We start from the raw sequence: 13,438 nt of genomic DNA, 5'->3' as shown, positions 1-13,438 counted from the left end.
TTCTTTTGCGCAATTTTAAAAATATTAAGTTAAGACTCAAATACTTTTATATTTTTACATAAATTTAAATTATGAGTTTTAAGCGTCATATTCCTAATATAGTAACATTGCTGAATTTATTTTCGGGTTGCATAGCTTTGGTATTTGCTGTAAATGGTAATTTTATTGCTGCCGCTATATTTGTTTTTTTAGGGATATTTTTTGATTTTTTTGATGGACTTTTAGCCCGTAAATTAAATGTGCAGAGTCCTTTAGGAATACAGTTAGATTCTCTTGCAGATTTAGTAACAAGTGGTGTTGTACCAGGCGTAATAATGTTTAAACTTATTTCAGAGTCTTTAGGGACATCTAATTTTAATTACGCTGATACGTGGTCTTCTGGAGTAGAAACCACTGTTTTAGAGATGCCGTTATTACCACTAATTGGTTTGCTAATTGCTTTGGCTTCTGCCTATAGATTAGCAAAATTTAATTTAGATGAAGATCAACAAACATATTTTAAAGGTCTACCTGTGCCAGCAAACACCTTAGTGATATTGTCGTTGCCATTGATTTTAGAGTATCAGAATAGTGATTTAATCAATTCTATTATTATAAATAAATGGTTTTTGATTGGCTTAACGTTATTAAGTTGTTATTTGCTAAATTCTAACATAAAATTATTTGCATTAAAATTCAAGAACTGGAGTTTTAAAGATAACGCTGTTCGTTATATTTTTCTGGTTCTTAGTATTGTTCTTTTAATTGTACTTCAATTTGCTGCAATTCCTTTAATTATTGCATTGTATCTAATATTGTCGTTAGTTGATAGAAAAAATATTAAATAAAGATACTTACTACTTACTTTTAACAACTATACTAAATTAATTATGGCGCAAATTCTTTTTACACTTCTAATGCTTGTAATGTTGCAAGCTGTTTTAGGTTTTGATAATTTACTTTATATCTCTCTAGAATCTAAAAAAGCACCAATAGAAGACCAAAAACGAGTAAGAAAAGTTGGTATTTTAATCGCTATAGTATTAAGAATAGTATTGTTATTTGTTTTAGTTAGAGTTATTGGTTTTTTTCAAGAACCGTTTTCATTTTTAACGGGTCATATAGAAAATGTATTAGATTTTGCATTTAATGGTCATAGCATTATTGTTTTAGTAGGTGGAGGTTTTATTATTTATACGGCTATAAAAGAAATTTGGCATATGATAGCTGTTACAGATTTAAGTCATGATGTTGAAAATGGTACTGATAAACGAAAAAAAACAGCAAATGCAGTAGTGGTTAGTATTGTAATAATGAATTTAGTATTTTCATTTGATTCAATTTTAGCAGCTATAGGTCTTACAAGTGAAATTAAAGATGCGTCTACCGCATTTATTGTAATGGCAATCGCAATTGTTGCAAGTGGATTATTGATGCTATTTTTAGCAGATAGAATATCTACATTTTTGGCTAAAAATAGAATGTATGAAGTTTTAGGGCTTTTTATATTATTTATTGTCGGTATTATGTTAGTGACAGAAGGTGGTCATTTAGCTCATTTAAAGATTTTTGGTAACGAAATTGTGCCTATGAGCAAAACCACATTTTATTTTGTAATTGTTGTTTTAGTTATTGTTGATATTGTGCAAGGACGATATCAAAAGAAATTAATAAAAGAAAGAGAGAACACGTTAAAAAGTAGTAATAAAAACCAGTAAATAATGGAAAAGTATAAGCTTAAATATTTAATCTATATTTTCTTTGTGCTAATGGTAATTCAATTTATTATCGGTTTGGTAGATGTTTTATTATCTAAAGGAAACAGTGATTTAACGTCTATAACCTCTGTTCTTATATCTATATGCAGTATTCCGTTAAGTTTAATCAATAGTAAACTTCCATTTTTTGTGTCAGAAAGTTTTGTAATGATACTTATATATTGGTCAATTAACTTAATAATACAATCTGCTTTTGTTTATGGTGTTTTATTAGTGATTCAAAAAATGAAACAGAGTAATAAGTAAATTAAAACATTAATTTTTTCTTTCTTAGTTCAAAATTCTGACCTAAATAAACTTTACGTACCATTTCATCACTCGCTAATTCCTCTGGTTTACCAGCTTTAAGAATATTACCTTCAAACATTAAGTAAGTTCTGTCAGTAATAGCTAGTGTTTCTTGTACATTGTGGTCTGTTATTAAAATACCAATATTCTTTTTAGTTAATTTGGCAATTATACGTTGTATATCCTCTACAGCAACTGGGTCTACACCTGCAAAAGGTTCATCTAAGAGTATAAAATTAGGGTCAGTTGCAAGAGCTCTTGCAATTTCAGTTCTTCGTCTTTCTCCACCAGAAAGTAAATCACCTCTATTAGTTCTAATATGTCCTAAGCCAAACTCTTCAATTAAAGATTCCATTTTTTCATGTTGTTCTTTCTTACTTAATTTGGTAAGTTGTAAAACACTTAAAATATTGTCTTCAATACTTAATTTTCTAAAAACAGAAGCTTCTTGAGCTAAATAACCGATGCCGTTTTGTGCACGCTTATACATAGGATATTTAGTAATATTGGTGTCATCTAAATAAATATTTCCACCATTAGGTTTTATAATACCCACAATCATGTAGAAAGAGGTTGTCTTACCAGCTCCATTTGGACCTAATAAACCAACAATTTCACCTTGATTTACTTCTAGTGAAACATCTTTTACAACTTTTCGTCCGCTGTAGGACTTCATTAAATGTTCTGCTCGTAACTTCATATTGTATATAAGAACGCTAAATTTAATAAAATCATATCTATTCAGGTGGCTTTAATACTCATTTATTAAAAGTTTAACCTTGTATAATATGATTTCACTTTTTAACGAATTAAGCGTGTTTCATTTTTCTTTTTTGATTTCTAACTACAACAGCAGAAATATAAATACTTACCTGATATAATATTAAAATAGGAATAGCAACTATGACTTGGCTCGCAATATCTGGAGGCGTAATTATTGCAGATAATATTAATACAATAACCAATGCAAATTTTCTATATTTTCTTAAAAATTGAGGTGTTACCAATCCTGCTTTAGTTAAAAAGTATATTAAAATGGGTAATTCAAATACAAAACCAGAAGCTATAGATGACGAGCGTACAATTGCAATAACAGAGCTAATATCAAACTCATTAGAAATTTCCTCACTTATTTGGTAATTTGCTAAAAAGTTAAGCGATAAAGGTGTAACAATATAATAGCCAAAAAGGACTCCTATAAAGAATAATAAAGAAGCAATAATTATAAAACCTCTTGAGTTTTTTCGTTCACTAGGTTTTAATCCTGGGCTAATAAAACTCCATAATTGATAAAGTACATATGGAAATGATACTATAAAGCCGGCATAAATTGAAGTCCAAATATGTGCCGAAAATTGACCAGCAACAGTTCTATTCTGTATAATAAAAGGAAATTTTTCGGCACAAAATGTTGTGTCTGACATGCCTAAAAACTCAGATGCTTTACATAGACTTTCATACGTTGGGAAATCCATGTGAGTAGGTCCAAAAATAATATCGAAAATAAAATTTTTAAAAATAAAAGCTAAAGTTGCAGCGATAAATATACTAGCTACAGCTCTTACTAAATGCCATCTTAAATCTTCGAGATGGTCTAAAAAAGACATCTCATTCACTTCCTTTTTTGCCATTATATAATGCCTTCTTTTATTAAATCGTGAAGGTGAACAACACCTGCATATTTTCCTTCCTGTTCTACAAGTAATTGCGAAATACCAAATTCTTCCATGACTTCTTTAGCATCTACAGCCATAGCATCTTCAGCAATGCGTCTTGGGCTGTTACTCATAATATCTTTTGCTTTTAAGCTAGTAAAATCGTCACTTTTGCTTAGCATTCGTCTTAAATCACCATCTGTAATAATACCAACAATTTTGTCATTTTCAATTACAGCAGTAACACCAAGCATTTTTTCTGTAATTTCAACAATGACTTCTTTTAAACTCGCTTGTAAACCAACTTGTGGTTTTAAGTTTTGAGATGATAAATCATTTACTCTTAAATAAAGACGTTTACCAAGTGCGCCTCCTGGATGGTATTTTGCAAAATCTTTACTAGAAAATCCACGTAATTCTAATAAACATACAGCTAAAGCGTCTCCCATTACTAATTGAGCTGTAGTACTAGTGGTAGGTGCTAAGTTGTTTGGGCAAGCTTCTTGTTCTACAAATGCATTCAAAACAAAATCTGCTTGTTGTCCTAAAAATGATTCTTTATTACCTGTTATAGCAATCATTTTGTTTTTAGCATTTTTTATGAGTGGAACCAACACTTTAATTTCTGGTGTATTTCCACTTTTAGAGATACAGATGACCACATCATCTTTTAATATTAATCCAAGATCACCATGAATTGCATCTGCTGCATGCATAAAAACAGCTGGAGTACCAGTAGAATTTAAAGTTGCAACAATTTTATTTGCAATGATGGCACTTTTGCCAATTCCTGTAATAATAACGCGTCCTTTAGACTTATAAATCAATTCTACAGCATCTGCAAAATCCTCGGTTAGTAATTCTGATAAATTATTTATAGCTTTACTTTCTAATTGTATCGTTGTTTTTGCAGTTTTTAAGATAGATTGCTTTGTGTTCAAAACTTATTTTTTAATTGAGTTTTTTAGATATAAAGAATTTGTTATCTTTAAAGTTGTTGCAAATGTATATAAAATACCAATAGGGATTAATGAGTATTGCAGAAATTGACTTACACGATTCACTGAAAAAGTACTTTGGGTTTTCACAATTCAAAGGTCTTCAAGAAGAAGTAATAAAGAACGTCGTAGCTGGTAATAACACTTTTGTTATTATGCCAACTGGTGGCGGAAAATCTTTATGCTACCAATTACCAGCACTAATTAAAGAGGGTACAGCTATTGTTGTATCACCTCTTATTGCCTTGATGAAAAATCAGGTTGATGCTATTAGAGCTGTATCTGAAAATGAAGGCGTTGCACATGTTTTAAATTCTTCGTTAAATAAAACAGAAGTAAAACGCGTAAAGGATGATATTACAAATGGTATCACAAAGTTACTATACGTGGCACCAGAATCTTTAACCAAAGAAGAATATGTAGACTTTCTAAGGACAGTTGAAATTTCTTTTATGGCTGTAGATGAGGCGCATTGTATTAGTGAATGGGGACACGACTTTAGACCAGAATACAGAAATCTAAAAACCATTATTAAGCGAATAGGTGACAATATACCTATAGTTGGACTTACGGCAACCGCAACTCCTAAAGTACAAGAAGATATTTTAAAGAGTTTAGGAATGCCAGAGGCTGTTACTTTTAAAGCTTCTTTTAATAGACCCAACCTTTATTATGAGGTAAGACCAAAAACTAAAAATGTAGATGCAGATATTATTCGTTTTGTAAAACAGAATGAAGGCAAATCTGGCATTATATATTGTTTAAGTAGAAAACGTGTAGAAGAATTATCACAAGTACTTCAAGTTAATGGTGTTAAAGCGGTACCATATCATGCAGGTTTAGATGCAAAAACGAGAGTTAAACATCAAGATATGTTCTTAATGGAAGATACTGATGTTGTAGTGGCTACCATTGCCTTTGGAATGGGAATAGATAAGCCAGATGTGCGTTTTGTAATACATCATGATATTCCTAAGAGTATTGAAAGTTATTATCAAGAAACAGGAAGAGCTGGTAGAGATGGTGGAGAAGGGCATTGTTTAGCTTATTACGCCTATAAAGATATTGAAAAACTAGAAAAATTTATGGCAGGCAAGCCTGTTGCAGAGCAAGAAATAGGGCATGCACTTTTACAAGAAGTGGTTGCTTTTGCCGAAACTTCCGTTTCTAGACGTAAATTTATTTTACATTATTTTGGAGAAGAATTTGATAACGCAACTGGAGAAGGTGGAGATATGGATGATAATGTCCGTCATCCTAAAAAACAAGTTGAAGCTAAAGATGATGTTAAAATATTACTAGAAACAGTACAAAAAACAAACGAAAAATATAAGGCTAAAGATTTAGTACAAGTATTAGTTGGTAATTCTAATGCACTAATATCTTCTCACAAAACAGATACACAAGATTTCTTTGGCGTAGGTAAGGATAAGGACAAACGCTATTGGATGGCGTTAATTCGTCAAGTATTAGTTGCTGGTCAATTAAAGAAAGATATTGAAACTTATGGTGTTTTAAGACTAAGTGAAAAAGGGGTAGAATTTATTTCTAAACCAGAATCTTTTTTAATGGCAGAAGATCATGTATTTGATGAAGAATCTAATGATGGAATCGTTACAAACGCAAAAGGAGGTGGAGCAACTGCAGACGAGAAACTGATGAAAATGCTTAAAGATTTGCGCAAACGTAACGCTAAAAAGTTGGGTGTTCCTCCATTTGTTATTTTTCAGGATCCTTCTTTAGAAGATATGGCGCTAAAGTACCCTATAACTATAGATGAGTTGTCTAATGTACATGGTGTAGGTGAAAGTAAAGCAAAAAAATACGGAAAAGATTTTGTTGGTTTAATTGCCGATTATGTTGAGGATAACGACATAATGCGACCAGATGATATGGTTGTAAAATCTACAGGAACTAACTCTGCAATAAAGTTATACATTATACAAAATGTTGATAGAAAGTTACCTTTAAGCGATATCGCATCATCAAAAGGCATGGAAATGCCTCAATTTATAAAGGAAATGGAATCTATTGTTTTTTCTGGTACTAAATTAAATATCAATTATTGGATTGATGAAATCTTAGACGAAGACCAACAAGAAGAAATTCATGATTATTTTATGGAAACAGAAAGTGATAAAATTTCTGATGCCATAGAAGAATTTGATGGTGATTATGATGATGAAGAATTACGCCTATATAGAATAAAATTTATGAGCGAAGTAGCCAATTAAGGTTATGATTATATAAAAATTTTTAATGTCAGTTCGATTAAATTTAGGGATTTAGTTCCTTCATTTTAATCGGACTGTTATTATTTTATTCTTCCTCTTCAGAAACTTCAACTATAGTAGATTTTTTAAATAAAAGATTCTGTTGTTTAGCTTTTACTTTAACACTGTTTAGCGTTGCATTTTCTAATTTTTTGACTTCACTTTCTTCAATCTGAAAATCAATTTTTGTGATGCTTCTTCCTTTTATACTGGAGTTTTCAGATTCAAATTCTGGCATATCAGAATCTAATTGTAATTCAAAATTATCACCTAAAAAGGTAAGCGTTGCTCCAGTTTTGCATTTAATATGAAGTTGGCCAACAATTACAGTTTGAAAAAAGAAATAACCTCCCAATTCATTTAAACCAGCATAAAGCACATTATTTTCAGAGACACCATAAGGATGGTTTTCTACATCTCTTATAATTGCGTCAGTGCTATCGCTAGTTTTAGAAGCTGAATTGCCAAAAAGTTTAGATAATGAAAATGCCATTTAGTTTTTTTTCAAAACTAACTTTATTAATTTAAAAATCAAATATTTCAGTCCTCTGTATTTAAATTATCAAATTCGTAAATCTTCAGTCTAAATTCGTAAATCATAAATCATTACTTATCTTTGCACTCTTAAACAAAAGAAAACACAATGCAAGACGGTTTATACGCAAAATTCAACACTACAAAAGGTGTGATTTTAGTAAATTTAGAGTTTGAAAAAACTCCAGGAACAGTTGGGAATTTTGTGGCATTAGCGGAAGGAAATCTTGAGAATTCAGCTAAACCACAAGGAAATCCTTACTATGATGGTTTAAAATTCCATAGAGTAATTCCAGATTTTATGATTCAAGGTGGTTGTCCACAAGGAACAGGTACAGGAAATCCTGGTTATAAATTTGATGATGAGTTTCATCCAGATTTAAAACATTCAGGTCCTGGTATATTAGCTATGGCAAACTCTGGTCCAGGAACAAATGGCAGCCAGTTTTATATCACACATGTTGCAACAGATTGGTTAGATGGTAAGCATACTGTTTTTGGTAATGTAGTAGAAGGACAGGATATTGTAGATTCAATTGCTCAAGGTGATTCTATTGAAAGTATTGAAATAGTAAGACAAGGTGATGCTGCAGAAAAATTTAATGCTATTGAAGCGTTTAGAACATTTGAAGGTTCTAGAGAAAAACGTATAGCTGCAGAACGCGAAGCAGCAAAAGCTGAATTAGATAAATTGGCTGCTGGTTTTGATGTTACTGAATCTGGTTTGCGTTATAAAGTAATTCAAAAAGGAGAAGGTAAAAAAGCAGAAAAAGGAAATACTGTTTCTGTTCATTACAAAGGGCAATTGGCAGACGGAACTGTTTTTGATTCTTCATACAAAAGAAATTCACCATTAGATTTTCAAGTAGGCGTAGGTCAAGTTATTCCAGGTTGGGATGAAGGAATTTGTCTCTTAAACGTTGGTGATAAAGCGCGTTTAGTTATTCCTAGTGATTTAGCATATGGAGCAGCAGGAGCAGGAGGAGTTATTCCACCAAATGCAACTTTAGTTTTTGATGTTGAACTAATGGATGTTAAAGGGTAAATAAAACTCATTCGTAACAAAATAGAAAAAGAATCGTCTCACTTATAGTGAGACTTTTTTTTGCACATTATTCAACCAAACCATTGATTATGAAACCAAAAACATTGCTTTTAACGCTAACACTTTTTCTTTTAGTTTTTAATTGTTCAAATAATATTGAGTATTCCGAAGAATTTAAAAAGGAAACTGCAGGTGGTTACCTTTACAATTTAGACGATATGATAGAGGTTTATTATGAAAACAATAAGCTTATGCTAAATTGGAGAGGTGGTAAAATTGAACCTGTTGCTATTTCAGAAAATGAATTTTTTGTAGCTGATATATACAAGAAATTTAGATTTGTTCAGCATCCTAAAACTAAGGACAGATATATGTCCATTATATCTGAAGATGATAATGGTACAGTGACCTATGATTATTTAAAGGCTCCTAAAGGTTATAAAACACCTAGCTTACACTTAGAAGAAGGTAACTATGATAAAGCATTAGCTGGTTATCTAGAAATTAAGAAGAAAGATTCTATGAGTATATTTATTAAAGAATGGGATTTTAATAGTTTGGGTTACCAAAACATAAGAAAGCATGAATACAAAAAAGCTATTGAGATTTTAAAAATTAATGCAGCATTACATCCAAACAGTGCAAATGTTTATGATAGTTTGGGAGAAGCCTATTTATTGCATGGAGATAGTTTGCAGGCTTATATTAATTATAAAAAGACATTAGAGATAAATTCTGAAAACAGACGAGCCAAAAAATTTGTAATCGAGTATGAAACAACTTCCTCTAATTAAGTATCTATTAAGATTAAACATATTATTTTTGCATAAGAAAGAATTTTCATATTTTTCTATATGCAAAGTATAAGACATAGTGAGTTATACAATGAAGTTCTCAAAGAATTAAACTACAAGTTTGGTGATATATTTATTTTTAATGGTTTTTTAATCTCGGAAATAAAGGAAGGTGTGAGTTTCTCATGGGAAGAACATGCTAAACGTATTATCAATGATGTACTCGATTATACAAAATGTGATGGTAAAGATTTAGTGTATATATCTCATAGGATTTATTCATATTCACTAGTTCCAACCGATTGGCTTAAATTTTTTAGAAATAGTTTTACCATTAAAGGTTATGGTGTTATAGGATACGATGATTTAAGTTTTGTAAATACAGTAATAGAAAACTTATTTTTTAAAAAGAAAATAAGACGTTTTAATAGCGTAGAATCTGCTGTAAATTGGGCAAAAAGTATTGATTTTTTAGAAGATTAGTATTATTTTTTGTTCAAAGACATTTAATAATGAAATCTTTTTGCTACACCAATTTTAATTAAATAACTAAGTCGTAATTGCAGATTTACAGGTTCTTCCTCTAATTGTTCTGTAAAATAGATTAGACCTTCTTTGTGAGGATTTAATTCTGCAATATTATTTTTACCATAGGTTTTGTTAGTTCTACAATCAAAATCATAGTACAATAGCTTTTCTTTACTTAAATTAATTGATTTTAAGTGTGTAATGAGTTTAGTTCTGTTAACACTTGTTATTTTAATTTTATCAATATCGTTATAAGATGAAAGCTTGTTTATTCCTTTTTTTAAAAATATTCCGGTAATTAAGAAATAATAATGGGTGCGTTTGCTAGTGTCAAAGAGCCAACCTTCTTTAAAAATAGAGTTCTTTAAATAAGACAATTCAAAAGTAAATGTTGGTAAATCAGAATTTAAATAATGAAGTTGCGCTTTTTCATCTATTAAATAAGACTGACCATTAACGGTCATAATTACATCGATTCCTTGAAGTTGTTTGTTTAAATCAGGTACCCTTTTAAATTCAATCTTTTTTTTAGCATAAATGGTATCTAAATAAGTAGATAAAATTTCTTCTTGAGCTAAATCAGATTTAAAATTAGGCATTAATTTGTTTATAAAGTGCGGCTCCAATTTTTTCAATAACACCAACAACTAAGGCATTTCCCATAAAAAAGGCACGTTTGGCGTCAGTAATACCCTCTAGCTTTGTGTGATTATCCGGAAACATATTAAGACGTTCTAGTTCTACAGGTGTTAATCTTCTTAAACCTTTATTTGAAATAATAACATGTTTAAATCGCGATGGAGATTTTCCGCCTTCACCAGTAATTATGGTTCTTGAAGCATTATCTAAGGCATCTGGATAAATCATACCTCCTTCAGAATATTTATAAACAAAGCCATCTGCAGATTTGCGTTCAATAGTTTTTGCACCTTTCAAATATTCCCACTTTTCTTTGTCTTTGTCGTCAATAAAAAATTCTGGTGTTACGTCTCCATTTTGTAAAACATCTGCTAAAACCGTTTTTTTACCATCGTAATTTGGTTCTGTTTTAGTGGTGTAAACTTTCCCTTTAATGAGTAAGCCAGTATTTAAAAAAGGTGATAATTTTCCGTTTTTATTAAAGTTATTGGTAATTTCTACTAAGTCACCTTTTAATTCAACCTCTTCAATAGAATTGGTTTTGGCTACAGAAAAAGCATTTGCAATGGTTCCAGTTTTAGTAAGCCATTCTGCTTTGCTCGATTTTTGAAGCCTTTTATAAGTTGAAGTTGATTTGTGATAACCAATAAAGAAAACACGTCGTCTACGCTGTGGCATTCCATATTCTGCAGCATTAATAACGCGCCATTCTACAGCGTAACCCAAATCATTTAAGCTCTGTAGCATTACGGCAAAATCGCGTCCTCTTTGTTTGGCTGGCGATTTTAAAAGCCGATCTACATTTTCTAAAAATAGATATTTTGGTTTGTTCTTTTTATTTTCTAAAATATTATGAATAGACCACCAAAGCACACCTTTTTTTCCTTTTAAGCCTTTAGAATTATGTAAAGTTGTTGCTACTGAATAATCCTGACAAGGAAAGCCACCAACTAATAAATCATGGTCTGGGATTTCTTCAACATCTCTTGTTACAACTTGGTTAATATCTTCGTTAGAGTGATTATGTTTACCAAAACGTGCTTCATAAACTTTTGAAGCATGTTGCATCTTAGTAGATGGTTCCCATTGATTGCTCCAAACAATTTCAAAATTATTTTTCTCTAACCCAAGACGGAAACCTCCAACACCTGCAAATAACTCTGCAACTTTTAATTTTTTATTTCCCATGTAATTGTGTCTGTATTGTTCTGGTTTATAAGGTTTTAATTAAAAAATTGACATTAATATAATTGGCTTTTACTGATGTAAATGAATGGTTTGCATGGCTTTTGGTGAAATTTGTGTTGTAAAGGTTTCGGTTTCTAAAGTTATAGTAACTTCATGTGTTTCTTTGTTATTATTATATACAACAACAGCAATGGAGCCATCTATATTTTTTGCAGCGGTGTAAATAATCCCTTTTGTGGTTTCACCTTTAAGGTTTATTCTTTTTGCATCCGGACGTATAAACTTACTAAAGTGGCTTAGTAAATAATAGAGCGGTGTGTAAATTACTTCATCAGTAACTGGATTTATAAGTACTGGAGCACTATTAAAATTGTCGTAAGGATTTGGTTTACCTTCATTGCTGAGAATACTGCACCATTCTACATAACCTTGAGTTCCGTGGTTTAAATCTGTAATGACATCGTAAGCATAAGTTTCAAAAGGCACAAAAGTTCCTGCATAATCTGTACTAGCTCTCCAATATTGACCAATTGGGTCATTGGCATCAATATCTATACTAGATTCCGAATGAATCATTCCTTTGTTAGGCCATGTTTTTTGTAACTCGGCTAATTCTTCTGCGTACCAATTGTTTTTCTTTAATTCGGAATTTGTATACCAATGAAATGCAGTTCCCCAAGCATATTTAGAAGCTTCTGGGTCTTTATAAGTAGCAGAAACATACTCATTCATTGTAGATTTATTGTGGTCATAAATAAGAACACGTAATCCAGATTCTAAATCATCAAGGTTAAGATGACCATCCTTTACAAGTTGAGGTCCTAAATGATTTTTTAAAAAGTCTCTACCTTGTTCTGGTGTAAATCCATTACTATCCCATCGCGCATCATGCGCATGTAGCGGTTCATTTTGAGGTGTAATTCCCCAAAGTTTTATGCCTTGTTCTTTATATGCACTTACATATTTTGAAATATACTCTGCCCAAAGTCCATAATATTCAGGTAATAACGAACCATTAGTCATTTCTGAAGTTTCTCCAGTTTTCATCCAAGAAGGCGGACTCCATGGTGATGCTATAATTTTGAAATCAGCACCAGGAATACTAGATGCTTCTAATATCATTGGGATTAGATCATAACCTGGTTCTACAAGTTCTATACCAGTAACTTGGTCATTTTCATCACCAGAAAATCCTTTTAAATCTTCATTTATATTAAAGGTAGAAAGGTCTTTATCACCGTCTTCTACATAGGTGTAATGTGTATTAGAATAATCACTGCTGTTAATGTGAGTACGTGTTAATGTAAAACCAGCACCTTCTGAAGGGCTAAAAAGTTTGGTCAACACTTTTTTACGAGATTCAACAGGAATTGTAGCCAGATTCCATGCTGAAGATTCTGTAAATGAAGCACCAAAACCGTAATATTTTTGAAATTCTTCATTAGGAAAAATTTCGATACTTACTTTTTTTAAATCTTTAGAATCTGAAATAGAACCTTCACTGGAAACAAGTTTTAGGTTATCTCCCGATTGTGATGTTTGATAGACGTCAGAAACATAATTTTGATAGGTGCTTTTTGGAGTACAATTGATTAACAAAAATGGGAGAACCATATATTTTAACCATTCTTTTTTACTATTAAATATTTTCATTATAGCTTTATATTTCTATTGTTTTAAAATTTATTTTATGATAGTAAATATACAGTTTCTCTATTTTTAATTTAAGTATAACAAAA

At 30.9% G+C, this 13,438-nt stretch carries 14 protein-coding genes; 7 read left to right on the top strand and 7 right to left on the bottom strand.

Annotated features, from left to right (window positions below; translation table 11 throughout):
* Positions 1 to 71 precede the first annotated feature (71 nt).
* From HNV10_RS06135 to HNV10_RS06125, 3 genes are read left to right on the top strand one after another with little or no spacing between them, the layout of a single operon-like run.
* Entirely contained in the window at positions 72 to 827 is a 756-nt protein-coding gene (locus HNV10_RS06135) for a CDP-alcohol phosphatidyltransferase family protein (RefSeq protein ID WP_173300442.1), read from the top strand.
* 42 nt (positions 828 to 869) lie between these two features.
* Positions 870 to 1,697 (top strand): TerC family protein, encoded by an 828-nt coding sequence (locus HNV10_RS06130; RefSeq protein ID WP_173300441.1) that lies wholly within the window; start codon positions 870 to 872, stop codon positions 1,695 to 1,697.
* 3 nt (positions 1,698 to 1,700) lie between these two features.
* On the top strand, positions 1,701 to 2,003 hold the full coding sequence (locus tag HNV10_RS06125; RefSeq protein ID WP_173300440.1) for a hypothetical protein: 303 nt from the start codon (positions 1,701 to 1,703) through the stop codon (positions 2,001 to 2,003).
* Between the two features lies 1 nt (position 2,004).
* On the opposite strand, the gene lptB is transcribed toward HNV10_RS06125, so the two are convergent.
* The 3 genes from lptB to HNV10_RS06110 form a co-directional block, all read right to left on the bottom strand.
* Entirely contained in the window at positions 2,005 to 2,745 is a 741-nt protein-coding gene (lptB, locus tag HNV10_RS06120) for an LPS export ABC transporter ATP-binding protein (protein WP_173300439.1), read from the bottom strand.
* Between the two features lie 109 nt (positions 2,746 to 2,854).
* Complete coding sequence (tatC, locus tag HNV10_RS06115; RefSeq protein ID WP_173300438.1) at positions 2,855 to 3,676, bottom strand: twin-arginine translocase subunit TatC; 822 nt, start codon at positions 3,674 to 3,676, stop codon at positions 2,855 to 2,857.
* Positions 3,676 to 4,641 (bottom strand): KpsF/GutQ family sugar-phosphate isomerase, encoded by a 966-nt coding sequence (locus HNV10_RS06110; protein WP_173300437.1) that lies wholly within the window; start codon positions 4,639 to 4,641, stop codon positions 3,676 to 3,678. Before HNV10_RS06110 ends, tatC begins: the two co-directional genes overlap by 1 nt.
* Before the next feature lie 89 nt (positions 4,642 to 4,730).
* Here HNV10_RS06110 and recQ point away from each other — a divergent pair, with 89 nt between their 5' ends.
* On the top strand, positions 4,731 to 6,932 hold the full coding sequence (gene recQ / locus HNV10_RS06105; protein ID WP_173300436.1) for a DNA helicase RecQ: 2,202 nt from the start codon (positions 4,731 to 4,733) through the stop codon (positions 6,930 to 6,932).
* A gap of 85 nt (positions 6,933 to 7,017) precedes the next feature.
* On the opposite strand, the gene HNV10_RS06100 is transcribed toward recQ, so the two are convergent.
* Positions 7,018 to 7,464, bottom strand: a complete 447-nt coding sequence (locus HNV10_RS06100) for a hypothetical protein (RefSeq protein WP_173300435.1) — start codon at positions 7,462 to 7,464, stop codon at positions 7,018 to 7,020.
* 150 nt (positions 7,465 to 7,614) lie between these two features.
* On the opposite strand from HNV10_RS06100, the gene HNV10_RS06095 reads away from it, so the two are divergent.
* The 3 genes from HNV10_RS06095 (at position 7,615) to HNV10_RS06085 (ending at position 9,827) form a co-directional block, all read left to right on the top strand.
* Positions 7,615 to 8,550, top strand: coding sequence for a peptidylprolyl isomerase (locus tag HNV10_RS06095; protein ID WP_173300434.1), 936 nt, complete (start codon positions 7,615 to 7,617; stop codon positions 8,548 to 8,550).
* 89 nt (positions 8,551 to 8,639) lie between these two features.
* On the top strand, positions 8,640 to 9,344 hold the full coding sequence (locus tag HNV10_RS06090; protein WP_173300433.1) for a tetratricopeptide repeat protein: 705 nt from the start codon (positions 8,640 to 8,642) through the stop codon (positions 9,342 to 9,344).
* 60 nt (positions 9,345 to 9,404) lie between these two features.
* The gene (locus HNV10_RS06085; RefSeq protein WP_173300432.1) at positions 9,405 to 9,827 is read left to right on the top strand and encodes a hypothetical protein; all 423 of its coding nucleotides are present in this window, start codon (positions 9,405 to 9,407) and stop codon (positions 9,825 to 9,827) included.
* Positions 9,828 to 9,850: 23 nt separating this feature from the next.
* Here HNV10_RS06085 and HNV10_RS06080 read toward each other — a convergent pair whose 3' ends face one another.
* From HNV10_RS06080 to HNV10_RS06070, 3 genes are all read right to left on the bottom strand, one after another.
* Positions 9,851 to 10,471, bottom strand: a complete 621-nt coding sequence (locus HNV10_RS06080; RefSeq protein WP_173300431.1) for a hypothetical protein — start codon at positions 10,469 to 10,471, stop codon at positions 9,851 to 9,853.
* A complete protein-coding gene (locus HNV10_RS06075; protein WP_173300430.1) occupies positions 10,464 to 11,699 on the bottom strand; it encodes a DNA cytosine methyltransferase in 1,236 nt (411 codons plus the stop codon). The genes HNV10_RS06080 and HNV10_RS06075 overlap by 8 nt, the downstream gene beginning before the upstream one ends.
* A gap of 69 nt (positions 11,700 to 11,768) precedes the next feature.
* Complete coding sequence (locus HNV10_RS06070; RefSeq protein WP_173300429.1) at positions 11,769 to 13,352, bottom strand: glycoside hydrolase family 30 protein; 1,584 nt, start codon at positions 13,350 to 13,352, stop codon at positions 11,769 to 11,771.
* Positions 13,353 to 13,438 lie beyond the last annotated feature (86 nt).

The sequence above is a fragment of the Winogradskyella litoriviva genome (assembly GCF_013249065.1).
Taxonomy (GTDB): Bacteria; Bacteroidota; Bacteroidia; order Flavobacteriales; family Flavobacteriaceae; genus Winogradskyella; species Winogradskyella litoriviva.
The sequence above is the reverse complement of the archived record's forward strand: the minus strand, read 5'-3'. Positions and strand labels throughout refer to the sequence as shown.

What these genes read in the sequence shown, in the direction of transcription:
- HNV10_RS06135 (WP_173300442.1), top strand. Translation starts at nt 72, where the DNA reads ATGAGTTTTAAGCGTCATATTCCTAATATAGTAACATTGCTGAATTTA.
- HNV10_RS06100 (WP_173300435.1), bottom strand. Translation starts at nt 7,464, where the DNA reads ATGGCATTTTCATTATCTAAACTTTTTGGCAATTCAGCTTCTAAAACT.
- HNV10_RS06090 (WP_173300433.1), top strand. Translation starts at nt 8,640, where the DNA reads ATGAAACCAAAAACATTGCTTTTAACGCTAACACTTTTTCTTTTAGTT.
- HNV10_RS06095 (WP_173300434.1), top strand. Translation starts at nt 7,615, where the DNA reads ATGCAAGACGGTTTATACGCAAAATTCAACACTACAAAAGGTGTGATT.
- HNV10_RS06085 (WP_173300432.1), top strand. Translation starts at nt 9,405, where the DNA reads ATGCAAAGTATAAGACATAGTGAGTTATACAATGAAGTTCTCAAAGAA.
- HNV10_RS06130 (WP_173300441.1), top strand. Translation starts at nt 870, where the DNA reads ATGGCGCAAATTCTTTTTACACTTCTAATGCTTGTAATGTTGCAAGCT.
- tatC (WP_173300438.1), bottom strand. Translation starts at nt 3,676, where the DNA reads ATGGCAAAAAAGGAAGTGAATGAGATGTCTTTTTTAGACCATCTCGAA.
- HNV10_RS06075 (WP_173300430.1), bottom strand. Translation starts at nt 11,699, where the DNA reads ATGGGAAATAAAAAATTAAAAGTTGCAGAGTTATTTGCAGGTGTTGGA.
- recQ (WP_173300436.1), top strand. Translation starts at nt 4,731, where the DNA reads ATGAGTATTGCAGAAATTGACTTACACGATTCACTGAAAAAGTACTTT.
- lptB (WP_173300439.1), bottom strand. Translation starts at nt 2,745, where the DNA reads ATGAAGTTACGAGCAGAACATTTAATGAAGTCCTACAGCGGACGAAAA.
- HNV10_RS06125 (WP_173300440.1), top strand. Translation starts at nt 1,701, where the DNA reads ATGGAAAAGTATAAGCTTAAATATTTAATCTATATTTTCTTTGTGCTA.
- HNV10_RS06070 (WP_173300429.1), bottom strand. Translation starts at nt 13,352, where the DNA reads ATGAAAATATTTAATAGTAAAAAAGAATGGTTAAAATATATGGTTCTC.
- HNV10_RS06080 (WP_173300431.1), bottom strand. Translation starts at nt 10,471, where the DNA reads ATGCCTAATTTTAAATCTGATTTAGCTCAAGAAGAAATTTTATCTACT.